This is a genomic window from Oligoflexus sp., from assembly GCF_035638955.1.
Classification (GTDB): domain Bacteria; phylum Bdellovibrionota_B; class Oligoflexia; order Oligoflexales; family Oligoflexaceae; genus Oligoflexus.
Genome location: NZ_DASQYZ010000050.1, coordinates 34,210 through 58,156, shown reverse-complemented (window position 1 = coordinate 58,156; position 23,947 = coordinate 34,210). Strand labels below are relative to the sequence as shown.

Below are 23,947 nucleotides of genomic sequence, written 5' to 3'. Positions count from 1 at the left end.
GCGTCATGCCGCGCTACACAGATATCCGTGTGTCGTCTGTACTTGGGAATTCCCAATTACTCGATGGAGGGGCGATGTTTGGCAACGCACCTCGACCGCTCTGGGAACGTTGGGCTAAACCGGACGCGGTGGGTCGTATTGGTTTAGCTTGTCGTTGTATGCTGCTCGAATGGGGTGGTACGAAGTTACTTTGCGAGACTGGGATCGGTGCGTATATGGAGCCGGCCCTGGCAGAACGTTATGGGCTGGTGGAATCCGACCATCGCCTTTTAGCCAATTTGCAGGCCCTGGGCGTAAAACCGGAAGAGATCGACTATGTGATCCTCTCCCATCTGCATTTCGATCACGCAGGGGGTCTTCTGCCAGCCTACGCGGACATTATTCAAGGACGTGATGATCTGGTTTTCCCGCGAGCTAAAATCGTTGTGGGCCGCGAAGCCTGGAATCGCGCGCAAAAACCGCATCCGCGTGATCGCGCCTCGTTTATTCCCGGTCTGAGTGAAAAAATTGAAAAGTCGGGACGTCTCATCGTAGTGGAAGGCGATTCCTTGCCGGACTTCCCGCGCGAGCAGCTGTTTTTCCGCTTCAGCCATGGCCACACCCCGGGCCACATGCATACTGTGGTTCGTGGTGCGAAAGATACCATGATCTTTGCCGGCGATCTGATCCCAGGGAAAGCCTGGGTTCATCTGCCGATCACCATGGGTTACGATCGCTTTGCCGAGCAGGTGATTGATGAGAAGCAGGAACTGTACGATGTCGCTGTTCCCGAACACTGGAATATTTTTTATACCCACGATTGGGATGTGGCGGCCAGCCAGGTGACCAAGGACAGCAAGGATCGATACGTCCCAACCCAGGAGCAACGCACCCTCGTGCACTATACGCTGTAAAGAGCCAGGCAAAAACTTCTACTCAGCCAAAGGATCTGCGACAATGGAGTATTCATTTCAGATCCGGTGAGAGGGAGGCGCCTGCATGGAGATAGGCAATTTTGTGCGTTCGGAACGCAAACGGCAGGGGCTTACCCAGCAGCAACTCGCGGCAAAATCCGGAGTTGGGCTGAATTTTGTCTATCAGCTTGAGAAAAACAAGGCCTCTGTGCAGCTCGACAGCGTGAACCAGGTGCTGCGGGCGCTTGGCTACCAGATTGGTGTCATCCGTGATTTCAGGCCCTGGGATCAGGATTTCACCATGCCACGTGCCGGAGCGTCAGCTGCCGACGCTGAAGTCCTAGAAGCGGGAGACGCCGGCTTCCTTCCGGCGACTGATTTGTAAACTGGACGGGCAGCGACCCCCACCCTGAAAATGCAGACGTCGCACCGAGTCCTGGTAAAGGCCGAGCAGGGCCTGACCCGGCTGCATGCTGGCGAGGCCTGTGGCGACCTTCTGCATGCGCCCCTGCAATTCCTCACTCAGCCGGCCTTCGCAGTAGCTTTCCCGATAATGCCGGTTCGGACTTGGCAGTATGGAGGACAGGAATAGAGCCTCCGCGGTGGAAAGTTGCGCGGGTTCCTTGCCGAAATAATTCTGGCTCGCCCTTCGGATGCCGTAAATATTCGGTCCGAACTGTATGATGTTCGCGTACACTTCCAAAATATCCTGCTTATCCAGCGTTTGCTCCAAAGCCCAGCTGATCAGGAGCTCCTGCAGCTTCCTGCTTAAGACCTTTTCGCGGCTCAAGTAAAAGTTTTTCACCATCTGCATGGTAATCGTCGAGCCGCCGAACAGGACCTTGCCCGCTTTAAGATTGGCTTGAAAGGCGGCTGTGAGCGCACTGGTTCGGAACCCTTCATGCTGCCAAAAGCTGGCGTCCTCGGCCGCGATCACACCCCGTAGAAAATCTTCGGCGATACCCTGGACCGCGACAAAGTCCTGGCCCCGCATGTCCTGGACCCGCTGCCGAATCCAGGTCTTGCTGAACTTTTCCGGAGCCTGGGCGATCTTGCACGAAAACGTTTGTTTTTGGCTGGGAAAATCGATCGCTCGTCCCTTTTGGGGCATCAGTTCCACATCCGCCTGGAGTTCGACCTTGCCACTCAATTGAAAGCCCTGCAAAAGTGGGAAGGAATGCTTCGGCAGGATGTTGAGGAGATCCTGGCAATCCGTTTCCGCAAGTTTCCAGCTGAGGCGCCAGGGATCTTCCGTCATGGGTTTCAGGAGATCATTTTTCGCCAGCGTGAAGCTGCTCTTCATTTGAGCTTTTTGCGCGGCCTGCAGAACGTAGACCAAACCACGTCGCACGGAAAGCGAGCCGCGTTCCGGATTGAAGTCACCCTGGGCCCGGATGGTGAAGGGCCAGGGTCCAACTTTTTCATTGCTCAGGAGCGGATGATTGATTTCGAGATTATTGCTGGCGATTTGCACATCAAAGTCCAGATCCTGGCCTTTTTTCAAACCATCGATCTGAAGTTTCACCAGAAGTTCCAAGCGATCCTTCGGTTCCAGCGACCTGAGATACGGCTGCCAGCGCGAGGGAATTCCCATCCGCTTGTGCCGAAGTTCGAGGGAATCCAGATCCTCGCTCACAGCACCCTGGAGTTGCCAGGGTTCGCTGCCCTGCTCACGAGCGGTGACAAAAAAGGGCAGACGGCCTTGCTTGGGCTGAAGAATGAGCTGACCGTCGAGCCTCTGTAAAATCTCGCGGCCGCGATAATGAAAACCCTGTAGCTGCATTTCAATATGCTGCTCCAGTGCCGACAGAGATGCATCCAGTCGATCGATATGCAGGACGCTCTCCCGACGGGAATCCAAAATCTCAAGACGCACTTTTTTTAATTTTAAATTGATACCGGGCCTGAGCAGTTTTTGAAAACGGCTCAGAGATGTCGGGTTCGCAGCCATCTGGCCTGCATGGAGCGATGCCGATGGCGCCGCTGCCTTGGCGACTGGTGCGCGCAAGAGAGTGATCCGCGCATGATCCAAAGTCACCGTTTCCGGACGACCGAAACCGGGACCGGGCCACAACTTGAAAGAGACCTCAATGGCTCCGTTCACCCGTATCTGCGGCGATGAGCAGGCCAGGCCTTCCACGCGAAAGCCGTCCCACATCAGACTGATGTCTTCATATTGAACTTTAAGATCGGTTTGTTTCAAAACCGAAGCCAGTTTGCGCGTGGCATAGGCTTTGGCCTTGGGTTTTAACCAAACCTGGGCGGCAAGTACAGTAAAACACAGCCCCGAAGCCAGGGCGAGCAGGGCCAAAATTCGTGAGGGACGTAGCATGGGAATCCGTGGGAAGTTGATGCTTCCATTATATCACGGTCCCAGTTTTGTGCCTCCTAAGCCTTGCAGCTCAACCCTTTACCACGAAGTTGATGATCTTGCCTGGAACATAGATTTCCTTAAGCAACTCCTTGTCTTTCATCTGCCGCGCGACCGCATCCAGGGCTTTGGCCTGGGCAAAGATTGCCGCCTTGTCTGCGGTTTTCAGAACATCGAGGGTGCCGCGCATCTTGCCATTCACTTGAATGGAAAGCGTCACGGTATCATCGATGCATTTCGCAGGATCAAAGGATGGCCAGGGTTCGTAGGTGATCGACTCGCGACCCCCATAGCGGGACCAGAGTTCCTCGGTCATGTGCGGCGCATAGGGATTCAGGATTTTGATCATGGCTTTGGCCGCATCAGGGCCGATCACGGATTCCTTGACGCCCATGTTCACGAGTTCCATCATCGCCGCAATTGAGGTGTTAAAGCGCAGGGACTCGGTGTCTTCACCCACTTTTTTGATGGTCTTATGCAGCTGCTTTTCAAAAGCCTCACTGGCCTGACCATCCTTCTGCGCCAGTCCACCTTCCGGTGTCACCAGGAGGCGCCAGAAGCGTGAGAGGAAGCGATGGGTTCCGACGATGCCATCTGATTTCCAGGGTTTCACCGCTTCGAGCGGGCCCATGAACATTTCATAAAGGCGGAAGGCATCCGCGCCCCATTGCTCAATCACGTCATCGGGATTCACAACGTTGCCGCGACTCTTCGACATTTTTTCATTGTTTTCACCGAGGATCATGCCCTGGTTGATCAGTTTTTGGAACGGCTCTTTGGTTGAAACCAGGCCGGCATCGAACAGAACCTTGTGCCAGAAGCGGGCGTAGAGAAGATGCAGGACGGCATGCTCCGCGCCACCCACATAAAGGTCGACCGGCATCCAGTAGCTTTCCTTTTTCTTGTCCCAGGCCTCGACCTTGTTCTGCGGATCAATGAAACGCAGATAATACCAGCAGGATCCGGCCCACTGCGGCATCGTATTGGTTTCGCGGCGATAGGTTTTGCCGCCCCTTTCATAGCTCAGCCAATCGGTGGCTTTGGCCAGGGGCGATTCGCCGGTTTTCGTAGGTCTGTAATCATCGAGGTCCGGAAGGAGCAAAGGCAATTCCGCTTCACTGATGCTGATTTCATTGCCATCCTTATCCAGTGCGATAGGAATGGGCTCACCCCAATAGCGCTGACGTGAGAAGAGCCAGTCGCGCAATTTGTAAGTGATCGTTCGCTTGCCAATGCCCAGCTTTTCGAGATGATGAACCATCGCTTCAATGGCAACAGATTTTTGCATGCCGTTCAGAAATCCGGAGTTCACCAGCGTGCCGTCGCCGATGTGGGCCGCTTCCTCAATGGGTTTATCGCCACCGTCCAGCACGCGTTGAATTTTGATGCCGAACTTCGTGGCAAATTCATGATCGCGTTCATCGTGGCCAGGCACAGCCATGATCGCGCCATGGCCATAAGAAATCAGCACATAGTCGGCAATATAAATGGGGATCTTTTCGTTGTTCACAGGATTGATCGCATAGGCGCCGGTGAAAACTCCCGTTTTCTCGGTGCTCGTCATGCGCTCGCGTTCGGCTTTATTTTTAGCGTTTTCAACATAATCACTGACCGCCTTTTTCTGAGCGCTCGTGGTGATGTTGGCCACTGCCGGATGTTCGGGAGCCAGGACAAAGAACGTCGCGCCGTAGAGGGTGTCGGGACGCGTGGTGAAAATTTTCGCCTTATCCTTGTGCCCATCAATGGCGAACTCAATCTCAGCGCCCACGCTTTTGCCAATCCAGTTTCTTTGCATTTCTTTGAGGGACTCGGGCCAATCCAGACCGTCGAGATCCTCGAGCAAACGATCGGCATAGGCGGTGATCTTCAGGATCCACTGCCGCATGGGTTTCTTGATAACCGGAAAACCACCGACTTCCGATTTGCCGTCAATCACTTCCTCGTTGGCCAGGACGGTGCCGAGTTCCTCGCACCAGTTCACGGCCTGCTCCGCCTGGTATGCCAGACCTTTTTCATAGAGCTTCAGAAAAATCCACTGGGTCCACTTATAGTAATGGGGATCCGTGGTATTCACTTCGCGGTCCCAGTCATAGGACAGACCGATCGATTGGATCTGACGCCGGAAATTGTCGATGTTGGTAATCGTCGTGTCGCGCGGATGGGTACCGGTTTTCACGGCGTGCTGCTCGGCCGGCAATCCAAAGGCGTCCCAGCCCATGGGATGCAGCACGTTGAAACCCTTCATGCGCTTGTAGCGCGCGACGATATCAGTGGCGGTGTAACCTTCCGGATGACCGACATGCAGACCGGAACCGGACGGGTAGGGGAACATATCAAGCACGTAGTACTTGGGCTTGGTGGAAAGGTCGGGAGTTTTAAAGGTCTTATTTTTAAGCCAATGCTCCTGCCATTTTTTTTCCACGTTCTTGGGTTGGTAGTCGTGTTGACTTTGCTCCATGAAAATGCCGCCTCCTTGGGTCGAACTCGAATTCAGAGGCCCCACCTTAACATAGAATAAATGGAGTTTGAAATGTCTGAGCCAGGCCAGGAGCGGCGGTCAACCCACCAACGTGACGCTCTTCAGTTGCTCTGAAACTTGAACTGAATATATGTAATGAAAAAGTCGAGGACGAGAATGGTGACATAGGAAGTCACCACGGCCTGCGTGGTGGCGCGTCCGACCCCTTTGGCGCCGCCACGGGCACGATAGCCTTCAAAGCAGCCAATGGAGGAGAAGACGAAACCAAAGAGCGCGGCCTTCTGCATGCCCATGAACAGATCCTCGGTATCCACGATCCATTCGAGTTTCGAGAAAAAGTCAGCGACATCAATTGAATAAAAGCTGATGCCCACCACGAACGAGGTCACGACGCCGGAAAAAACCATGACAATGGAAATCAGAGGCATGGCGATCATGCTGGCCAGGATGCGCGGAGCCATCAGGTAGGAAAAGGGATCGACGGACATCACACGCATCGAATCAATCTGCTCGTTGACCTTCATGGAGGCGATTTCCGCCGCCATGGCTGAACCCGCCCGCGCGGTCACCAGAAAGGCTCCGACCATGGGGGCGAGCTCCCGGGCCAGGGCGAAACCCGTCGAGGCTCCGATCAAGGATTCGGCCCCGAAGATGGCAAAGATCTCGCCGAGCTGAAAACCGAAAATGCCACCCACCATAATGCCGGCCATGACCGCGATTACGAAGCTGCGGCTGCCGACAAACTCCAGCTGGGCCAGCAGAAGGCCGATATTGATGCGCGGATGCACCATTCGGCGCAACGACAGTCCGACAAAGATCATGTAATTGCCGACCAGATTGACTGTATTTTCAACCATTCCGCCGATAAAGCTGGCTATAGGAACAACAGGCACAGACTCACTCCGGTCCTTGGTTTTGTATGTCTAGTTGACTATAATGCAAGAAAGCCCTCGCGACTCATGGAGTTTACCTGTGAAAATCATCGGCAGTCTCGGCGTCCTTGTCTTGATACTGATCAGTCAGCCTCTCCGTGCCGCCTGCGCGAGTCTGGTGCGTGGTCAGGTTATGCTAGATATCCAATCGTGCAGCAACGTTCAGCCCGAACAGGCCTTTGCTGCTCAAGAGCCTAAGTATAACTTTATCAGAGATTTACCACCACCGCAGCGTAAGGCTTTTCTTGATTCCTACCGAGGACTTTCGGTCAGGGCCAAGGTTGCCAAATCCTTTGCCGTCCGTAGCGGCCTGAGTCCGGAGCAGGGCGCCCTGTCGGGGGAAATGATTCAGGCCTTCATTCCACCGCAGGTGCTGAGCTGCGGAGCCGTCTACGGCAAGCGCGTCCAGGCCATCATGGATGAAGTCTGTTGTGAAGGGGGCGGCGAGGCGCCCTGCCTGCTGGGCACGAGTTATACGCTGAAAAAGCCCACGGTTTTGGGTTCAGCGAACACCAAGGCCGGACACAGTGATAGTCATCTGTCCATGAATCCGGAATATAAGCAGGCGCAGAAACTTCTGGTTCAACGCGATTATAAAAAGGCTACCGTTCTGCTGGAGAAATTGAATCAGAATCAGCAGCTCGACGTGCAGGGCAAGTTCCTGCTGGCCGCGGCCTACCGCGATATGGACAAATGTCCTTTGGCGCTGCCTATTCTGGAAACCTTGTATCAGAAGTTTGAGAAGAGCGATTACTGGACGGATGATGAGCCCTACATCCGTCGCGCGAACTTCCTCTATGCGCGCTGTCTTTCCATGCTGGAAAAAGCGGGCGAAGCCGTCATGATCCTGCAGGGGTTTCTGGTGGAGCCCAAGAAGTACCGCAAGGAAATTACCGAATCCTTTTCCCATCCAGACTTCGGCTACATCAAGACGGCCAAGCCTTACATGGAATATAGAGAAGCCGCTTCACGGGCTTTGGCAGAAAGACATTGATGCGGAGCCTTGCGAGTGATGCCGCACGGGCCTCGGCAGAAAGACATTGATGCGGAGCCTTGCGAGCAATGCCGCACGGGCCTTGGCAGAAAGACATTGATGCGGTGCCTTGCGACGCTGGTCCGCGTGGAGCATGGCTCAAAGGTCATTGGTTGCGAGTAATCAGAAACTCTTGAAACGCGACCATGGCCTTGTTGCGGTGGCTGATGCTGTTCTTCTCGGCCGCGTTCAATTCAGCAAATGTTTTATCCTGCCCTTCCGGGACAAAGATCGGATCATAGCCAAAACCCTCGCCACCACGCGGCTGGTCGATAATGCGGCCATCGCAGTACCCTTCAAAGTAATGCGCAATGCCTTCCGCATCCAGATAACAAAGCACACAGACAAAGCGGGCCCGGCGCTGCTCTTCAGGGACGCCTTGCAGCACGCGCAGAAGCTTATAGAGGTTATCGCGGTCGTTGGAACCCGGTCCTGCGTAGCGCGCTGAAAACACGCCAGGCGCACCTTCCAGCACCTCCACTTCAAGTCCGGAATCATCGGCCAACACAGGGGACGGGGTGCGGGTTCGCAGCGCCTTGGCTTTGATAAGAGCATTCGCGCGGAAAGTCGTGCCGTTTTCGTCCCAGTCGAGCTGCGGGTCCAGCTCACGGCTGGAGGCCACCCGCCATTCTGAGCCTAAAATGGCCTGTATTTCCTGCGCCTTATGCTCGTTCCGCGTCGCTAAGTAAAGTGTTGGCATCTGGTCTTCCCGCTGTGGTAAATAAGAGCCGCTCAAGTTCTCAAGCTATCTCACCTGGAGGTCATCGTGAAGGCCGAAGATATCATCAACCGAATTCGGGAAAGCATCCCAACCGCCGAGATCAAAGCCTATGATATGACAGGTGGCGGTGACCATTGGCAGCTGTCGATTCAAGCGCGGGAATTCAATGGACTCAACCTCGTGGAGCAGCATCAGCTGGTCTATAAGGCCTTGGGTGAGTGGATGCATGGACCCATTCATGCGCTGAGTCTGAATACACGCTCAGCTGAATAAAGGTCCTGGGGAAAGTGTCGCGGGCCATCGGGCCCGGGGCTCAGTCGGGTCGGCGGCTTTGGCGGCGCATAAGTTCCTGCATTTCGGCTTTCTTTACGATTTGGTAGATTTCCGGCGAATTTTGTAACCAAACAAGCAGAGTTTCCTTGAGTTCGGTTTCCATTGTGGGTAATACGGCAAAGATACCCATTTCGCGAAAATAGCTCACAATCATTTTCTGAAGCTGTTCTGGCTCAACGCGCCAGTTTTCCGTGATATTGGTGATCGATTTCTCCGTAAACCGTGTGGCGACAAAGATTTCGATTGGTAAGGGTTCGGTGAGCATAAGACCAGTCTCCTTCTGCGCTGTATCAGCTTATATATCGGAATTATCATAAGCAAATAAAGCGTAGTCCCTTGTCGGCGAACACCAGCGGGGTTTGCACGCTTGTTTGCGGAGTTTGTTTGTGTTTCCCTTCAGTTTTGTATAAGAATTCAGCAAATAGCAGGTTTCGCGTGATCCAAAGCCAGGACAAGGCCCCAGTTAAGGCAGAGAGGGGCTCCCTGGTGTCGAAAGACGGGCGCGCACACGTTAAGGGGGTAACATGGGAACTCGGGCTGAAAAAAAAGCAAAGACACGCAAGAACATCATCGGGGCGGCGCTTTCTCTCAGCACAAGCAATGGATTTGCCTGTTTGAGTTTGCGCGAGGTAACACGGAGTGCTGGCATTGCGCCAACGTCGTTTTATCGCCACTTCAAGGACATGGAAGATCTAGGGCTGGCTCTGGTGGATGAAGTGTCGCTGACACTTCGGCAACTTCTCCGTCAGGCGCGTCGGCGCGCACGCGTGCGGCGGGGTGTGATACGGACATCCGTGGAAACATTCATGGAGTATCTGGAGCACAACGAACAGCACTTCCGCCTGCTGATTGGTGAGCGTCTGGGTGAGCAGAAAGGTTTCCGCAAGGAGATCAAAAAAGAAACAAGACGCTTTGTCGAGGAATTGGCTGAGGACATTCAAAAGGAATCAGAAGCCTCACGACGCGAGATTATCAATCCTGATCTGGTCGCGGAAACCATGATCACGGTCGTGTTTAATATCGGTATGGAAGCTCTGGAGTTCCCACCCAAACAGCGCATTGAATTTGCTGAGCGCATGGTGCAGCAGCTGGAAATGATTCTGTTAGGTGCGGAAGCGATGTCGAAAGGCTGGAAGGCAAGTTCGGGAGATCGTCTGCCACGCGCAGCGGTTGCCGACTTTGGACCACTGGCTGAAGATGCCGAATACGCAGCCACTCCCATGTAATCCATGGAACTGAGGCCTGGTCCAACCGGGCCTCTTTTTATTGTCTGGCGTTGAGCAGTTCAAGGTGGGCTTTGATACAGCGGACGTGCTCCTGCAGCTGCGATCGATCGCGATAGGGAGCTTCGCTCAAAGCCAGGAAATAACGTCGACGCAAAGCTTTTTCCAGTCGTATGCAGCTTGTGAGGTTGGTGCGGCGCGCCATGTATTCGGGCAAATGCCGACCGATGCGACTGGCAAAAAGTGAAATCTCCGACGGGAACGAAAACTTTTCCTTATCCGGAATTCCACGATTGCTGATGATCATCACCGTCAAAGCTTGTGCGTGCATTTGATGCTCCGTCGCAAAACGTTCGGCATCAATGCTGGGAATGTTCAGGGCGCAATGCTGATAAAGTTCCACTGCTCCCAGTTCCATCAGAAGAGTCTGATTCAGGAGTCGAATGTAATTGTTATTTTCAAAGAGGCTGACGTTTGGCATCGAATTGGATCTTGGAAACCGCAGGGTTATCATGGATCCTGCGTCTTGAGCGAGCCATCCCAAAGAGTTCATGAGCGACCTCCCGAAAGAGCAGTCCTTATAGCGCATGCCCGTCAAAAATTCAAAGTCTTTCTAAAAGCAAGTTATATTAGGACATTAAAAGAAAGCCTGGGCGCGCGACGAGGGCCGTGCTTCCAAACTAGCCTGCTTCGCTTCTTCACGCAAGAGGCAGAGCCGCCCGATTGCCTGGCTGGCGCTCTTAAGCTAAGGTGAACCAATGTTCCTTTATTATAAGGGGATTCCCTCTATGTCATTCGAAGACGAACGCAAGTTTCTGCATGATGTCGCCAATCCCCTGTCCATTGCTCATGGCAATTTAAAGATTGCCCTTCGCAAATTGGACAGTTTCAAGGACGTGGACCCGCAGTTACGAGAGGTTCTGGACCGATTGAACAAAGCCCTCGATGCCTGCGATAAAATGGCAAAACAGGTCGGCGCGCGACGCCAGGAGCTGATGGATAAGCAAAGTCCAGCAGCCAGCTGAAGCGTGTCACGACGCTTTTTTACCGAAATCCTGAATCAATGACAGTAGCCGATTGAAATCAATCGGCTTCACTTCAAAGGCCACACAACCTGCGGCCATCGCCTCTTCCCGGTCCCTATGCAAACCATTGGCGCTGACCCCTATGACCGGAATATTTTGAGTTTTCGGGATCGCTTTCAGCTGTCTCACCGTCGTCCATCCATCCATGATCGGCATGCACATATCCATCAGAATCACGTCCGGGGCCTCACGGCTGGCGATGTCGAGCGCATCTTTGCCGTTTGCAGCCGCAAGGACTTCGTAGCCTCGCTTCTGCAGTCTGCGGATCAGCAGCTCCCGGTTCATTTCATTGTCTTCCACGACAAGGATTACAAAAGCCATGTTAATCTCCGGCTTCTTCCAGTTGGTCCAGCGACTTGGAGGAAAAATGGGTTGGACATTACCTTCTTGTATTGTCCCAAATTCATGAGCAAATGGAAACCATTCTAAACTTCGGTTCCCCACTATCCGATAGATTGATCAGGCAAGAGCGCTAGAGTTAAAGGTGGGTTAGGCGAAAATGGACAGGGTTTGTCTGCTGGTTGACATCGATCTTAAGGGACTGGATCAGACCTGGGCCGAACAGGCTGAAGGCCTGAGCTTTCCTTTGACATTGAGCTATGTGACCATGGATGAAGTCAGACCGATGTTCGAGACAGGTGCCGTGGCTGCAATGGTTATTTTTGCGGAGAAATCGCATCAGGATGTCATGACCTGCCTGGAGCTCTTCAAAAAATATGTGGGCCCCCTCGCCGAATTTCAAGCCATAGTCTCCAGCGATCCTGATCCCGAATACATGTCTGAGCTCTTTGAATACGGCATTGAAAAGTTTTTTCTGCCGGAAAATTGGGCCCTTGAAACCCTGGCTCTGGGTGAACATGTCGCCCTGCGTCTGGCTGATCGGAACGGCATTGAAAGCAAAGCCATCCACCTGAATCACAGCATTGTTTATGGTGATCAGGCCCAGATCAATCAGTCTCAGGATGCTCTCGGCGACATGCACAGCTGGGATTACGTGGCAGCTTATGTCAAGGCCAATGCCCTGCAGGCGGTCGGTAAATTTAATGAGGCTGCCGAAGCCTTTCGCAGTTCGCAAAACATGAATAAGATGTTTCGTCAGGCTTCCAGTGGGCTGGGTGAAAGTCTTTTGGTTTTGGGTAAAGTGGACGAGGCCATCGAAATTCTGGAACGTCTCGAAAAACAAAACCCCCGGCATGTGGAGCGCAAAGCGCACCTCGCCACGGCTTATATGGAAAAGGGTGACAAGGCCAAAGCCGAGGCCCTGTTGGCTGAGGCTGAAGCCATCGCTCCCGATCATCCACGCCTGCTCGAAGCCCGCGCCGAAATCCTTCTCGTCGAAGGGAAGGTCGGTGAGGCCTTCAAAATGATGGATAATCTGCATGATGTGGGCCCCTTCTTTGCGGCCAAGCTCAATGAAATGGGCATCAAGCTTTCCCAACAGGGCAAAGGCAAGAGCGCCATGGCGCTTTATAAGAAAGCCCACAAGATTGTCCGCCATGAATTGCAGTACAAAATCAGTTTGAATGCGGCGTTAGCCTGCTATCGCATGGCCGAGTATCAGATTGCCCTGCAGTACCTCGCGCGAACTGAGAAGGAATTCGGGGGACGTTATGAAAAAGTTGATAAGATCCGTGGTGCCATAAAGAAGATTTTAAACAAGGGCACCGCGAAACAAGTGGGTTGACAGGGAGAGCAGCGAGATGGAGTTCGCCAAAGGACTCACACCACACACCATACTTATACTCGTCGACAAACCTGAAAAGATTGTCACGATGGGTGCGCTGTTCAATAAAATGAACTTCAAAGTCGTCACGGCCGTGAGCCTCTATGAAGCTCTGAAAATGATTGACCAGGAAATGCCGCATTTGATCATCTGTGATGCGATCATCGCGGATGGCACAGCCGGTAATCTCTACGACCGCATGCAGCAGCAGATTCTCTTCAAAGAAATTCCCGTTCTTGTTCTGGTGGCCAGTAAGACCAAAGAGCAGCTCAGCCCACTCAAAGGCCGAAAATTTGCCGGTTTTATGCTGGGCAAATTTGATGGCAAAGCGCTGACCACCAAGGTCAAGGAAATCCTGGAAGGCCATGGTGATATCTCACCCTTCTTTGTCACCGCCGAGCAGTGTCAGCTGGCGGAAGACTGCACCCTGGCTATCAACGCCAAGGTCATCGGTCGTGTGGGTGATCAGATGATCTGTCAGTCGGAATCCGAGGTGGATGGTGAAGCCGCCCTTCTCTGTCTGCCGAACGATAAAGCCAAGGGGCCAGCCCTCTTGAAAATGGGCAGCAATGTTCATAAGGCCGGCGTTCTTTATAATTTATTCCCGATGAACGTGATCAGGGGCAGCGGCCGTACCTGGATCAGCATGTTGCCGGAAATCAATCTGGACAGCGTGGCGACGACCAACGATGGACGGCGGGTCATGTTCTATGATCCCAAGCCCGAGCGTTTTGAGCAATTTAAAAAGGTTCTGTCCGGTTATAATATTGAATTGATCTATGCCGGCAATCTGCAGTCGGCTGCCGCCATGATCATTCGCGAAGCGGATGGAACACTGGGCTGTGTGTATCTGGATGAATTGCCCACCAACTCATCGGGCATTGCCATCAAGGAAGCGATCGCGCGCATCAACGAAAAAGCGCGGCCCCCGGTGATCGCCGGAACCACATCGCTGAATGCCAAATCCAACAAGGAAATACGCTTTCTGAAAAAGCCCTTTGGCCTTGGCATGCTGGTGGAATCCATGGATCAGGCCATTAAATCCAAGACCAATTTTTCAGATGGGGCCAGTGCCAATATCGAAGTGCAATTCCAGACGCCGGCGAAGCTGTTGGGTCTGGATGAAACCGGTGGCATTGTTCAACTGAAGTTTCCGGTCGTGCCCGGCAGCAAGCTCTTCCTGCAGCATCCTGTTCTCAATGAACTCTGGGGTGGAGCGAGCGAAGTTCGGATCATCAGTGCCATGCGCCTGGAATCGACCAATGTCTGGCAGGCGAAGTTTGAGAACTTCAGCGCTCAGGGCAACAAGTCCCGTTACTGGGAACGCCTCTCGAAACAAATCGGTCAGCGTCTTGTCAGTGAATCCGCCTAATCACTGAAAAAAGTCTCGGCCCGCCCCATCAATCGCCTGAAAGCTTTACGATCCTTCTCTTCAATCGCGGTGCGATAAGCGTCGAGCAGCGTTTGAAATTCCTGCAGCAGCATGGGCGTTTCATCATTCAAAGCCTGGATATCGTAATAGAGATCCTGATTCTCGGCCACCACCTTGCCTGTCACCTGCGTTTGCTGCAGGAATGTGGTGCCACCCATGCTTTTCAGCTTCTGCAGGCTTTCGCCAGAATCACTCAGGATGCCGGCATAGAGAAGATTGATCAGGTGCGATGAACCGAGCACATAGCTCATCACGCGATCATGCTCCTGCAGATCCAGGGTGATGAGTTGGGCGGATGTTTGCTGGAAGTGGAGCTGCAGGACCTCTTCCGAGACAAGGCCGTTCGCCGTGCAGAACACAATATTTTTTCCCGCCAGAAGCTCCGCATCGGGACCAAACATCGGATGAATGGACGCTATACGAATGCCTTGGGCAGCGGCTTCCAAAATGGAATCAATCACGGGCGATTTGAGTGAGCATATTTCAATGACCAGGCCGCGTGGCTTGAGTGCGATAAGCTGCTTCAGCATGGCATCGGTGACAGTCATCGGCGTGGCGAGGACGATTAAATCATATTGGTTGATACTGGCTTCCAGATCCTGGACCAGCGGATAGTTATGCTCGGTTTTGCTGTCGGGGTCGTAGATGGAAACGGAAAAACCCATCGATTCATAAAATTGCGCAAACCATTGACCCATCTGCCCGCCACCACCCACGACGACAGCCTCCTGGCCAAGGCCGGCAGGCATGGTGACGCTTTTTCTTTTCAGTTCATCCTGCCTGAGGACGGAATATTTGATGATGGTGGTCATCAGATCTTCGGCAAGAGACGGATAGAGTCCCAACTGAGCCGCCTGGTCGCGTGATTTTTCGATGATCTGCTTTTCCACCCGAAAATCTTTAACCGGCAGGTTATGCTTCTGTTTATACGAGCCTATTTTTTGCGCCAGATGCATACGTTCGGCGAGCAGTTCCAGGATCTTGGCATCAATATCGCGAATGCCCTGGCGCCAGGGTTCCAGCTCGTTTTGGTGGCTCATGGAGTCCTCTATTGTCCAGCAGTTTGACAGGCGTAAGGGCCTGGGATGAAACCCCACCATGATTCCACGTTAACTCTTGAAAATCAATGGAAGGGATTTACTCACGTCTGGCCTTTAAATTGCAAAACACAGTGCGGTAGGTCCTGCTGTGGAGGCTCCTGACATGCTGTTGTGTGGATTGCGGAAATCATTACTGTCCTTTTGTTTGGGTTTGATAGCGTCATCCGGTTGGGCACAAACGCCAACGGAATGCTTGCAGCAGGCTACGGCCGTTGAGCAAAGTTCCGCCTATTTACAGGCGTTCACGTCCCTGCCGACCCCACCGTTTGTCCCTCTGATCACGCGTGGTGAAGCCCGATTCGTGAATACGGCGGCGCTCTTCGCCGAAGTTATCGGCGTCTCGCCAAAAGCCATTATACTCAATGAAATTGAAGAATTACGATTCATTTCCTATACGCTGGCCGGATCGTCCCTGCTGCTTGTCCTCCCATCCGCTCCCGATTGGACAGCGGAAAAAAGTCGCAAGGTCGTGGCCGTGGCGCGTGCCCTCAATCTCTCCCTGTCCCTCGTGTGGTTGGATGAGAGCGCCATTCCTTCTCAACTCGTGACAACCATTGTCGAAACCAATGGCCACGTGGTTCGTCTCAATGAACTGACGCGAGCGGTGCTTGAAAAATTTTGTGTGGCACCTTAAACAGACCTTTCTCCTCGCTCCTTGGCCGCCATGACCGCTTGCCATGACACGGCTTGCCGGACATGTGGGATCCGGATGGCCTCGCTGCTGTCGCTATCGGCCAGAGTTCGTGCGACGCGAAGACTGCGAAGAATGGCTCGATTCGACAAGCGCAGAGGAATGAAAATATCCACCAGTGATTCAAATTCGCGTGCGGCACAGCCCGAGGCTCGCGGCATCTGGTCGGCGCTGATTTCAGAATTACTCTTCACACCGAGCTCGGCATGGCGCGGGCCAGCAAATTCCACACAGCGTTGCACAGCTTCTCGTAATTTTTGAGTCTGGCCCTTCGGTGCATTCTCAGGGCTCGCAAACAGCTGGATCGCGGGCTGATCCGGTTCCGGCACGTTGAAGTGAATATCAATGCGATCCAGAATAGGTCCTGAGATGCGGCTCCAATAGGCCATCAGACGGTTGCTCGGGCATCGGCATTCATGCCGCGTGGACCCATACCAACCGCAGGGACAGTTATTGCAAGCGGCTACAAACTGAACCCGCGCCGGCCACTGACATTTTTTCTGCGCGCGTGAAATATTCACGAGCCCATTTTCCAGGGGCTCCCGCAACGCCTCGAGCAGGTCCCGCCGAAATTCAGGCAACTCATCCAGAAAAAGAACGCCCCCGTGCGCCAGACTTAAATCCCCCGGTTCAATCGCCGTGCCGAGCAGCGCCTGTGGACTCGAACTATGATGCGGATGGCGGAAGGGAGGCCGCCCCTGCAGGATGGAAGTGGGGACGAAACTCTGATGCATGCTGTAGGTTTGCAAAGCCTGAAAATGCTCCTGCTGATTCATGGCGGGCAGAATGGAAGGGAGCCTCGTCATGAACATGGACTTGCCAGCACCCGGGCTGCCGCGCAGGAGCAGACTATGGCGGCCCGCAGCGCAGGTCACGGCCAGTTGCTTGAGCTCAGGTTGAAGGTGCATATCATCAAAGTCCTGATCATTCCTTTGGCCAGGTTCAAGCGGGATGTCGGCGCGGTTTTTGCGCGGACTTTGATCATCATAAAGCCATCCGAGGACATCCTGCAGCTGATCAAAGAAAAGATACTGGACGGACGTTTGGGCTTCCACAAAGAGCCGCCGCATGGCCTCGATTTCTGGAGCATTCGCTGCGGCCAGCACAATCCCTTTCAGACCATTTTTGATCGCAGCCAGCGCCAGGGGCACCGCTGCCCGTATCGGCCGCAGCTGCCCATCCAGAGAAAGTTCAGCTGCGAAAAGATAATCAGCCGGGACATGCATCGGTGGCTTTTCACTGCAAAGGCAGGCCAGGCTCAAAGCAATGGGCAGATCAAAGTGATTGCCTTCCTTGCGCAGATCCGCGGGCGCGAGGTTAATCAGGATTCTCTTGTGACCAAGTTTGAACCCCAGTTTTTCCAGCGCGGTTTTGGCACGTTCCTTCCCGTCTCGCAGGAGTTCACTGGTGTTGCCAATAAGCTGAAGACCGGCAAAGCCGCTGGTTGTGCAGCATTCCACGTCAATGATGATGGGATTCGGGCCTTCCAAAGCGGCGGTCCGAGTCAAAGTCTGCATGCGCATTCCTCCTTGGCGTCCACGGTAGCGGGAAGGGCGGGAAAAAGGAGCGGACATCTTCCCCTCCTTACTGACATCGAAGCCGACCTTGTGCTAGGCTGAGGGGGCTTTTCGACCTGTTTTGCCGAACCTTTTGGAGTTATCAAAAGCATCATGACCGCATCATCCACCCCTGTCTCCTCGATAGATTTCGGCCGGGCGACTCTGTCCCAGGCTTTGTATAAAGCACTCGCCGCAATCACTGACAACAACGTGCCGGAATCCATCACGCCTGCGCTTCTGGCCACGGCTTTGGAACGCCCGCCGGAAGCTCATCTGGGTGATTACGCCTTGCCTTGTTTTCGCATGGCCAAGGATCTGAAACGCAAGCCGCCTGAGATCGCATCGGCACTGGCGGCCGCTCTGCCAGCCGCGAATCCCGAGTGGATCGAAAAAGTGGAAACGGTCGGCGCCTTTTTAAATATCACGCTGAAACCTGCGGCTTTGGCCAAGGTTCTGGTGCCGCAGTTGCGACAGGACGAATATTTTACCCGACTGAAAGCTCCCGGACGTCCACGCGTGATGATTGAATATTCGCAGCCCAATACCCATAAGGCCTTTCACGTGGGCCATATGCGAAACCTGGCTTTGGGTGACGCCCTGGGTCGCGTGTATGAGGCCTGTGGTTATCCCGTGGTGATGGTCAACTATATCGGGGATGAAGGCGCGCATATTGCCAAGTGTCTCTGGCACATTCACAAAACGCAGCAGAAAGCACCCGCGGCACGTCGCGGGGAGTGGCTGGGCGAGATGTATAGCCAGGCGACCATCACCCTGGAAGATGCTCCCAAGGACCAGGTTCCGACGTTGAATGCCGAAGTTTCTCAGGTTCTGCGAGCTATTGAATCGAAACAAGGGCCCATTTACCAGGAGTGGAAAGAAACCCGGGAATGGTCGCTGTCAGATTTTAATGATATTTATCAGTGGATCGGCGCCCGCTTCGATCACTGTTTCTATGAATCGGAAGTTTCCGAGGAAAGCCAGCGAATCGTCGACGATTATCTCAAGTCCGGGGTCTTCGCTCCCTCCGACGGGGCGATTGGACTCGACCTGAAAGAGGAAAAACTCGGCTTTGTGATTGTGCGCAAAAGCGATGGCAACACCACTTACGCGACCAAGGATCTGGCGCTGGCCCGGGTCAAATATCGGCAATTTCAGGTGCAAAAATCCATCTATGTCGTGGCGTCGGAACAAAACCTCCACTTCAAACAGGTGTTTCGCACGCTGGAAAAAATGGGCTTCAGCGAAGCCAAGGACTGCTTCCATCTGAGCTATGGCATGGTCGTCCTTCCCGACGGCAAGATGTCGTCCAGAAAAGGCAACGTGATCAAATTCCGCGAGCTGCGGGAACGCATGGAGCAGGAGCTCGACAAGAACCTGGAAAAATATCGCGGGGAATGGAGCGAGGCGGAAATTCTCGACATTCGCCGCAAGCTCGCCGTCGGCGCCATTCGCTATGGAATGATCTGCTCCGACCCGGCCAAGGACATCGTCTTTGATTTGCCCGATTGGCTATCCTTTGAAGGCAACACGGGTCCTTATTTGATGTATACCTATGCCCGGACGCGTTCGATTCTGCGCAAAGCCCAGGAGCAATCCTTCGCTCCGGATCACGGTCATCTGGAGCTTTTACAGGGTCCCGAGGAACGGGAACTGCTGCGCTATCTGAATGACTTGAATGGTGTGATTCAACAGACTCTCGATCAGAATAAACTCAGTCTTTTGTGTCACCACATCTTCAACACCTGCAAAGTTTATAACCGGTTTCTGGCTCAGGTCCAGGTCCTTAAAGCAGAATCGAACGAGGCCCGCGGCGCGCGTCTGGCTTTGCTCGACGGCTTGAGCCGGGCTTTGAAGTACAGCCTGGAACTCCTGGGCATCCAGCCACCGGAAAGGATGTGAACTATGGATCGACTCAGAATCGCCGGGGCGAGCATCAATCAGACGCCTATGGATTGGGACGGTAATGTCGAGCGGTTGGCTCGACTGATTCGTCAGGCGCGGGCGCACAAGGTTCAGGTTATGTGTTTCCCAGAGCTTTGCATCACGGGCTATAACTGCGAAGATACCTTTGGATCCGTGCATACGGCCCGCCGTTCGCTGATGGCACTGGAACAGTTGATCCAGGAGACCGACGACATTACGGTTGTCTTTGGTCTACCGGTCTATCACCGCGGCAGCATGTTTAATTGTGCGGCAGTCGCCCAGAATAAAAAACTGCTGGGCATCAATCCGAAAAAACTTCTGGCGCGTGAGGGCGTTCATTATGAACCCCGTTGGTTCCGACCCTGGCCTTTTCATCGGGTGGATACGATCGCGCTGCTTGGACAGAGCGTTCCGTTTGGTGACGTCACCTATCAACTCGGCAATCTGCAGATGGGGATCGTCATCTGCGAAGAAGCCTGGTCAGCGGAAGGCACGGCCTCCGATTCGGCCTTGAGCCGCTGCGAACTCGTGGTCAACCTGAGTGCCTCGCATTTTGCATTGGGCAAAGCCCGCGTGCGTGAAACCCTGGTCGCCGATGCCAGTCGCGCTTTTCAAGTGCATTACCTTTATACCAACCTTCTGGGGTTGGAGGCGGGTCGTTCCATTTATGATGGCGAAATCATACTGGGGGAATGCGGTCGCATCAGCAGCCGATCGCATCGGTTTCAGCTCAGCGACGGGAACCTTCTGATCCGTGATGTGGATCTGGATATGGCCCGTGTGGCCAAATTGAAAAATCGCTCGGTGCTCGACAGCAGCATTCCTGATGAAGAGACGGAACGCGTGGTCAGTGGCCAGCCGATTGTCAGTCTGGGTAAAAAGGCCCCGGAAATTCCCGCGGACTTTTTGGGTCGTACCAATGATCCTTATAACAGTCCGCAACTGGAATTTTTGCAGGCGGAAAAACTGGGGCTGTTTGATTACCTGCGAAAATCACGAAGCAAGGGCTGCATGATTTCACTGTCGGGTGGTTGCGACTCCAGCGTGATTGCCGTGCTCTGCGCTCACATGATCGCGGAAGCTTTGAAAGAACTGGGTCCTGTCGGTTTAAGCCAAAGGCTGCATTGGGCTGTACCATCAGGTGATCCCAAGGATCCCCGCAGCTGGATTCGTGAGCATGTGAGCACCCTGTATCAGGGCACTAAGCAGAGCGGTGACGTGACCCGCCGTGCCGCGAGCGAACTTGCATCGGCTTTGCATTGTGACCATCATGAAGTGGAAGTTCAGGATTTGGTCAATGCCTACATAGGCAAGGCAGAAGCCCTGGTCGGACGCAAACTTGAATGGCAGACGGATGATGTGCCGCTGCAAAATATTCAGGCACGCGCCCGCGCCCCCATGGTCTGGCTCATGGCCAACCTGCGTGGATTCCTGCTGCTGGCCACGAGCAATCGCAGTGAAATTGCGGTGGGTTATGCGACCATGGATGGTGATACAGCCGGTGGACTGGCACCGCTTGGTGGTATTGACAAACACTTTTTGCGGCAGTGGCTGCGTTGGGCGGAGCACGACTGCCCGCTTGGTTTGGGCCGCATTCCCGCTTTAAAATTAGTCAATGAGCAGGAACCCACCGCGGAATTGCGACCGGCGGCTGCGGGGCAGAAGGATGAGCTCGATCTGATGCCTTACGAAATTCTCAATGCAATCGAAGCTGCTTTTGTTCGTGATAGAATGGAACCAGAGTCACTACTCAATACCTTGCGAGAACGGTTCACTGCCTATTCCGAGAAGCAGCTGCGGGATTTCCTTGCGCGATTCTATCGACTTTGGAGCCAGAACCAATGGAAACGTGAGCGCTATGCTGCCGGTTTTCATCTGGATGATTACAATTTGGATCCGACGTCATGGTGCCGCTTTCCCATCCTTTCGGTCGAATTAAAGTTCCCCGATTGAACCCCGGTAACGGGGAAAACTGCAGACCCTAACTTCTCGATATTATGGCTTATTTAGTAGGATTCCCGGCTGGCCGAGGAATCCTTCTAAAGAATCGGTCTTACAAACCCGAAATGTCTGTATAAGCCTTTCGTCGAGATTCAATCAATTAGGGGAGTCTGCAATGAAGTTTGTGTCGCTTAAAAACCAGAAGGGTTTCAGCCTTGTCGAGCTGATGATCGTAGTTGGTATCATCGGTATCCTTGCAACCCTTGCCTTGCCACGCTTCAAGCAGTTCCAGGCGAAAGCCAAGATGGGCGAAGCGAAGAACATTCTTTCGCATGTTTATACCCTGCAGCAAACCTATTCTCTGGATAACAACACATTCATCGCCGTTGAAGCCTTGGGCGCAGGCTTGGGTTCGGTGAATGGTAATAACCTTTGTACCCCAACGGCCGGTGGCGGCGCTGAATTGATCGGTTTCCGCCTTGATCCCTGCCAGACGACTTCTCCGGTACCTCGATATCAGTATTCCGTTCCAGCTGGTTCGGTGACAGCCTCGGCCTTCATCGCCCAGGCCGTAACTGGTGCCTTAGTGAACAACCGCGTATGTCCTGGTAATGCTGCCCACCACTATGCCATCAACCAGGCGAACACCGTTTATGGTGCGACCGGTGTGGCCCCTGTGACGATTACGGGCGTTGCCCAAAACGTGACAGAGCCAAGCGTCGGTGCGGTTTGCGGTAACTGATCTCAGTTAAGTTCCTGCATTGAGTATTCTGCAAAGCCCCGGTCCATCCGGGGCTTTTTCTTTGCCTTATGTCGAAGTGACTTTGCAGCACCTTGTGCTTTTCCTTCCAACTCGCTATAGCTGGGTTTGTCATGCCTTGCAGGCTCTTGCCGAGCAGGGTACGATGCGGCGAAACCATGTGAGCCTTCCGCCCAAGCAGTCGAAAAGGCTATTTTTCCAGCGGAAGGCCGCGAGTCCAATGAAGGAGCGGTACTATGGCCTTGATTCCCTTGAGAGCATTGCTTGATCACGCGGCTGAGCACAACTACGGCGTTGCCGCCTTTAATGTCAATAATATGGAACAAATTCAGGCCATTATGGAAGGCGCTCGGGAAACAGACAGCCCGGTGATCATCCAGGCTTCACGAGGCGCCCGTAAGTATTCGCAGGATGCCTATCTTGTGGGTTTGATGCGCGCCGCTGTGGAATTGTATCCTGAGATTCCCATTGTAATGCACCAGGATCATGGCAATAGCCCCGAAACCTGCTTTTCCGCCATCCGTAATAACTTCACTTCGGTGATGATGGACGGCTCGCTCAAAGAAGACGGCAAAACCCCTGCTGATTTCGATTACAACGCTCGCATTACGCGCAAGGTCGTGGACGTGGCTCATGCGTTCGGCGTCTCGGTTGAAGGCGAGCTGGGTTGCCTCGGTTCCCTGGAAACCGGTAAAGGTGACAAGGAAGATGGGCATGGGTTTGAAGGCACTCTCGATCATGATCAACTTTTGACGGATCCTGAAGAAGCGGTTCGCTTCGTCGAGTTGACCAAGGTTGACGCTTTGGCGATTGCGCTCGGCACCAGTCACGGCGCTTATAAATTCACCCGCAAGCCGGACGGAAAAATCCTGGCCATGGATCGCGTGCGCGAGATTCACCGCCGCCTGCCCAACACGCACCTTGTGATGCACGGCTCGTCGTCGGTGCCTCAGGATCTGCAGGATATCGTCAATCAGTTCGGTGGCAAGCTGAAGCAAACCTGGGGCGTACCCGTGGAAGAGATTCAGGAAGGCATTCGTCACGGCGTTCGTAAAATCAACGTCGACACGGACAACCGCCTCGCCATCACCGGTGCCATCCGTAAGGCCCTGGCCGACAAACCCGAAGAATTCGATCCGCGCTATTACAATACACTGGCCCGTGATGCGATGAAGAAAGTCATCAAGGAGCGCATGATTCAATTCGGCCAGGCTGGCAAAGCCTCGAAAATCCGCCAGGTGACTCTCGCTGAAATGGCAAAAATCTACGGTTGATGACCCAGGGTTTCGATGTCGGTCGAAACCCTGTCCGGTCTCTTGAGGAGTCAATGTATGCTTTGGACCCTCTGGGTTGGCCTCGGCGCCCTCTTTGCAGCGATCGGTGTGGGTCTTGGAGCCTTTGGCGCGCATGCGCTCAAGGTGCGTCTAAGTCCTGAAGATTTGGCCATTTTTGAAGTGGGTGTTCGTTATCAGATGTACCACGCCCTGGCGCTGATTGGTGTGGGCGCAGTCGCCATGCGGCTGGAATCCAACCTTGTGAAAGGGGCCGGCTGGGCCTTTGTCATTGGTATTCTCATCTTTTCCGGCAGCCTCTACGCCTTGGTCGCAACCGGAACCCGCATCCTGGGTGCTGTTACTCCGATCGGTGGCGTGGCGTTTATCGCCGGCTGGCTTATGCTGATGATTGCGGCTTTCAAGGCTCATTTCTCGTGACCATGGGGGGCTGAAAAAGCCCTCATTTTCGCAATC

Annotated in this window: 23 protein-coding genes; 14 read left to right on the top strand and 9 right to left on the bottom strand. The window is 53.8% G+C overall.

Annotated elements, in window-relative coordinates; translation table 11 throughout:
* The first annotated feature begins 23 nt into the window (after positions 1-23).
* Together VE954_RS05235 and VE954_RS05230 are read left to right on the top strand one after the other, a co-directional pair.
* Positions 24-893: an MBL fold metallo-hydrolase gene (locus VE954_RS05235; RefSeq protein ID WP_349263796.1), complete on the top strand. Its 870-nt coding sequence runs from the start codon at positions 24-26 to the stop codon at positions 891-893.
* 85 nt (positions 894-978) lie between these two features.
* Positions 979-1,278 carry a helix-turn-helix transcriptional regulator gene (locus VE954_RS05230; protein ID WP_324950388.1) on the top strand — a complete coding sequence of 100 codons (300 nt, stop codon included), beginning with the start codon at positions 979-981 and terminating at the stop codon, positions 1,276-1,278.
* On the opposite strand, the gene VE954_RS05225 is transcribed toward VE954_RS05230, so the two are convergent.
* From VE954_RS05225 to VE954_RS05215, 3 genes are all read right to left on the bottom strand, one after another.
* Positions 1,234-3,225 (bottom strand): biosynthetic peptidoglycan transglycosylase, encoded by a 1,992-nt coding sequence (locus tag VE954_RS05225; protein ID WP_324950385.1) that lies wholly within the window; start codon positions 3,223-3,225, stop codon positions 1,234-1,236. The genes VE954_RS05230 and VE954_RS05225 overlap by 45 nt on opposite strands.
* A gap of 70 nt (positions 3,226-3,295) precedes the next feature.
* On the bottom strand, positions 3,296-5,722 hold the full coding sequence (leuS, locus tag VE954_RS05220; RefSeq protein WP_324950383.1) for a leucine--tRNA ligase: 2,427 nt from the start codon (positions 5,720-5,722) through the stop codon (positions 3,296-3,298).
* Positions 5,723-5,844: 122 nt separating this feature from the next.
* Entirely contained in the window at positions 5,845-6,636 is a 792-nt protein-coding gene (locus tag VE954_RS05215; RefSeq protein ID WP_324950381.1) for an ABC transporter permease, read from the bottom strand.
* Positions 6,637-6,715: 79 nt separating this feature from the next.
* On the opposite strand from VE954_RS05215, the gene VE954_RS05210 reads away from it, so the two are divergent.
* Positions 6,716-7,669 (top strand): hypothetical protein, encoded by a 954-nt coding sequence (locus VE954_RS05210; protein WP_324950379.1) that lies wholly within the window; start codon positions 6,716-6,718, stop codon positions 7,667-7,669.
* Positions 7,670-7,814: 145 nt separating this feature from the next.
* Here the strand turns inward: VE954_RS05210 and rdgB are convergent, their stop codons facing one another.
* A complete protein-coding gene (gene rdgB, locus VE954_RS05205) occupies positions 7,815-8,408 on the bottom strand; it encodes an RdgB/HAM1 family non-canonical purine NTP pyrophosphatase (RefSeq protein ID WP_324950377.1) in 594 nt (197 codons plus the stop codon).
* A 66-nt stretch (positions 8,409-8,474) separates the two neighbouring features.
* Between rdgB and VE954_RS05200 the strand changes: the two genes are divergently transcribed.
* Positions 8,475-8,702 carry a BolA/IbaG family iron-sulfur metabolism protein gene (locus VE954_RS05200; RefSeq protein WP_324950375.1) on the top strand — a complete coding sequence of 76 codons (228 nt, stop codon included), beginning with the start codon at positions 8,475-8,477 and terminating at the stop codon, positions 8,700-8,702.
* Between the two features lie 40 nt (positions 8,703-8,742).
* On the opposite strand, the gene VE954_RS05195 is transcribed toward VE954_RS05200, so the two are convergent.
* Complete coding sequence (locus VE954_RS05195; protein ID WP_324950373.1) at positions 8,743-9,027, bottom strand: hypothetical protein; 285 nt, start codon at positions 9,025-9,027, stop codon at positions 8,743-8,745.
* Positions 9,028-9,286: 259 nt separating this feature from the next.
* Between VE954_RS05195 and fabR the strand changes: the two genes are divergently transcribed.
* Complete coding sequence (gene fabR, locus VE954_RS05190; RefSeq protein ID WP_324950371.1) at positions 9,287-9,988, top strand: HTH-type transcriptional repressor FabR; 702 nt, start codon at positions 9,287-9,289, stop codon at positions 9,986-9,988.
* 37 nt (positions 9,989-10,025) lie between these two features.
* On the opposite strand, the gene VE954_RS05185 is transcribed toward fabR, so the two are convergent.
* Positions 10,026-10,538, bottom strand: a complete 513-nt coding sequence (locus VE954_RS05185) for a hypothetical protein (RefSeq protein ID WP_324950370.1) — start codon at positions 10,536-10,538, stop codon at positions 10,026-10,028.
* A 235-nt stretch (positions 10,539-10,773) separates the two neighbouring features.
* On the opposite strand from VE954_RS05185, the gene VE954_RS05180 reads away from it, so the two are divergent.
* A complete protein-coding gene (locus VE954_RS05180; RefSeq protein ID WP_324950368.1) occupies positions 10,774-11,010 on the top strand; it encodes a hypothetical protein in 237 nt (78 codons plus the stop codon).
* A gap of 6 nt (positions 11,011-11,016) precedes the next feature.
* On the opposite strand, the gene VE954_RS05175 is transcribed toward VE954_RS05180, so the two are convergent.
* The gene (locus tag VE954_RS05175; protein ID WP_324950366.1) at positions 11,017-11,391 is read right to left on the bottom strand and encodes a response regulator; all 375 of its coding nucleotides are present in this window, start codon (positions 11,389-11,391) and stop codon (positions 11,017-11,019) included.
* A 178-nt stretch (positions 11,392-11,569) separates the two neighbouring features.
* Between VE954_RS05175 and VE954_RS05170 the strand changes: the two genes are divergently transcribed.
* Together VE954_RS05170 and VE954_RS05165 are read left to right on the top strand one after the other, a co-directional pair.
* Positions 11,570-12,754: a tetratricopeptide repeat protein gene (locus VE954_RS05170; protein ID WP_324950364.1), complete on the top strand. Its 1,185-nt coding sequence runs from the start codon at positions 11,570-11,572 to the stop codon at positions 12,752-12,754.
* Positions 12,755-12,770: 16 nt separating this feature from the next.
* A complete protein-coding gene (locus tag VE954_RS05165) occupies positions 12,771-14,165 on the top strand; it encodes a hypothetical protein (RefSeq protein ID WP_324950362.1) in 1,395 nt (464 codons plus the stop codon).
* On the opposite strand, the gene VE954_RS05160 is transcribed toward VE954_RS05165, so the two are convergent.
* A complete protein-coding gene (locus tag VE954_RS05160; RefSeq protein ID WP_324950360.1) occupies positions 14,162-15,265 on the bottom strand; it encodes a bifunctional chorismate mutase/prephenate dehydrogenase in 1,104 nt (367 codons plus the stop codon). The two genes, VE954_RS05165 and VE954_RS05160, sit on opposite strands and share 4 nt — an antisense overlap.
* A gap of 163 nt (positions 15,266-15,428) precedes the next feature.
* Here VE954_RS05160 and VE954_RS05155 point away from each other — a divergent pair, with 163 nt between their 5' ends.
* The gene (locus VE954_RS05155) at positions 15,429-15,959 is read left to right on the top strand and encodes a hypothetical protein (RefSeq protein WP_324950358.1); all 531 of its coding nucleotides are present in this window, start codon (positions 15,429-15,431) and stop codon (positions 15,957-15,959) included.
* Here the strand turns inward: VE954_RS05155 and VE954_RS05150 are convergent.
* Positions 15,956-17,533, bottom strand: coding sequence for a YifB family Mg chelatase-like AAA ATPase (locus tag VE954_RS05150; protein ID WP_324950356.1), 1,578 nt, complete (start codon positions 17,531-17,533; stop codon positions 15,956-15,958). The two genes, VE954_RS05155 and VE954_RS05150, sit on opposite strands and share 4 nt — an antisense overlap.
* 153 nt (positions 17,534-17,686) lie before the next feature.
* Here VE954_RS05150 and argS point away from each other — a divergent pair, with 153 nt between their 5' ends.
* From argS to VE954_RS05125, 5 genes are all read left to right on the top strand, one after another.
* Complete coding sequence (gene argS, locus VE954_RS05145; protein WP_324950354.1) at positions 17,687-19,474, top strand: arginine--tRNA ligase; 1,788 nt, start codon at positions 17,687-17,689, stop codon at positions 19,472-19,474.
* Between the two features lie 3 nt (positions 19,475-19,477).
* A complete protein-coding gene (gene nadE, locus VE954_RS05140; RefSeq protein WP_324950352.1) occupies positions 19,478-21,451 on the top strand; it encodes an NAD(+) synthase in 1,974 nt (657 codons plus the stop codon).
* 163 nt (positions 21,452-21,614) lie between these two features.
* Entirely contained in the window at positions 21,615-22,181 is a 567-nt protein-coding gene (locus VE954_RS05135) for a type IV pilin protein (RefSeq protein ID WP_324950350.1), read from the top strand.
* 254 nt (positions 22,182-22,435) lie between these two features.
* Positions 22,436-23,473, top strand: a complete 1,038-nt coding sequence (gene fba / locus VE954_RS05130; protein WP_324950348.1) for a class II fructose-bisphosphate aldolase — start codon at positions 22,436-22,438, stop codon at positions 23,471-23,473.
* Between the two features lie 57 nt (positions 23,474-23,530).
* Positions 23,531-23,911, top strand: coding sequence for a DUF423 domain-containing protein (locus tag VE954_RS05125; protein ID WP_324950345.1), 381 nt, complete (start codon positions 23,531-23,533; stop codon positions 23,909-23,911).
* Positions 23,912-23,947: the final 36 nt, after the last annotated feature.

What these genes read in the sequence shown, in the direction of transcription:
- VE954_RS05230 (WP_324950388.1), top strand. Translation starts at nt 979, where the DNA reads ATGGAGATAGGCAATTTTGTGCGTTCGGAACGCAAACGGCAGGGGCTT.
- VE954_RS05225 (WP_324950385.1), bottom strand. Translation starts at nt 3,225, where the DNA reads ATGCTACGTCCCTCACGAATTTTGGCCCTGCTCGCCCTGGCTTCGGGG.
- leuS (WP_324950383.1), bottom strand. Translation starts at nt 5,722, where the DNA reads ATGGAGCAAAGTCAACACGACTACCAACCCAAGAACGTGGAAAAAAAA.
- rdgB (WP_324950377.1), bottom strand. Translation starts at nt 8,408, where the DNA reads ATGCCAACACTTTACTTAGCGACGCGGAACGAGCATAAGGCGCAGGAA.
- VE954_RS05195 (WP_324950373.1), bottom strand. Translation starts at nt 9,027, where the DNA reads ATGCTCACCGAACCCTTACCAATCGAAATCTTTGTCGCCACACGGTTT.
- fabR (WP_324950371.1), top strand. Translation starts at nt 9,287, where the DNA reads ATGGGAACTCGGGCTGAAAAAAAAGCAAAGACACGCAAGAACATCATC.
- VE954_RS05185 (WP_324950370.1), bottom strand. Translation starts at nt 10,538, where the DNA reads ATGAACTCTTTGGGATGGCTCGCTCAAGACGCAGGATCCATGATAACC.
- VE954_RS05180 (WP_324950368.1), top strand. Translation starts at nt 10,774, where the DNA reads ATGTCATTCGAAGACGAACGCAAGTTTCTGCATGATGTCGCCAATCCC.
- VE954_RS05175 (WP_324950366.1), bottom strand. Translation starts at nt 11,391, where the DNA reads ATGGCTTTTGTAATCCTTGTCGTGGAAGACAATGAAATGAACCGGGAG.
- VE954_RS05170 (WP_324950364.1), top strand. Translation starts at nt 11,570, where the DNA reads ATGGACAGGGTTTGTCTGCTGGTTGACATCGATCTTAAGGGACTGGAT.
- VE954_RS05165 (WP_324950362.1), top strand. Translation starts at nt 12,771, where the DNA reads ATGGAGTTCGCCAAAGGACTCACACCACACACCATACTTATACTCGTC.
- VE954_RS05160 (WP_324950360.1), bottom strand. Translation starts at nt 15,265, where the DNA reads ATGAGCCACCAAAACGAGCTGGAACCCTGGCGCCAGGGCATTCGCGAT.
- VE954_RS05155 (WP_324950358.1), top strand. Translation starts at nt 15,429, where the DNA reads ATGCTGTTGTGTGGATTGCGGAAATCATTACTGTCCTTTTGTTTGGGT.
- VE954_RS05150 (WP_324950356.1), bottom strand. Translation starts at nt 17,533, where the DNA reads ATGCAGACTTTGACTCGGACCGCCGCTTTGGAAGGCCCGAATCCCATC.
- argS (WP_324950354.1), top strand. Translation starts at nt 17,687, where the DNA reads ATGACCGCATCATCCACCCCTGTCTCCTCGATAGATTTCGGCCGGGCG.
- nadE (WP_324950352.1), top strand. Translation starts at nt 19,478, where the DNA reads ATGGATCGACTCAGAATCGCCGGGGCGAGCATCAATCAGACGCCTATG.
- VE954_RS05135 (WP_324950350.1), top strand. Translation starts at nt 21,615, where the DNA reads ATGAAGTTTGTGTCGCTTAAAAACCAGAAGGGTTTCAGCCTTGTCGAG.
- fba (WP_324950348.1), top strand. Translation starts at nt 22,436, where the DNA reads ATGGCCTTGATTCCCTTGAGAGCATTGCTTGATCACGCGGCTGAGCAC.
- VE954_RS05125 (WP_324950345.1), top strand. Translation starts at nt 23,531, where the DNA reads ATGCTTTGGACCCTCTGGGTTGGCCTCGGCGCCCTCTTTGCAGCGATC.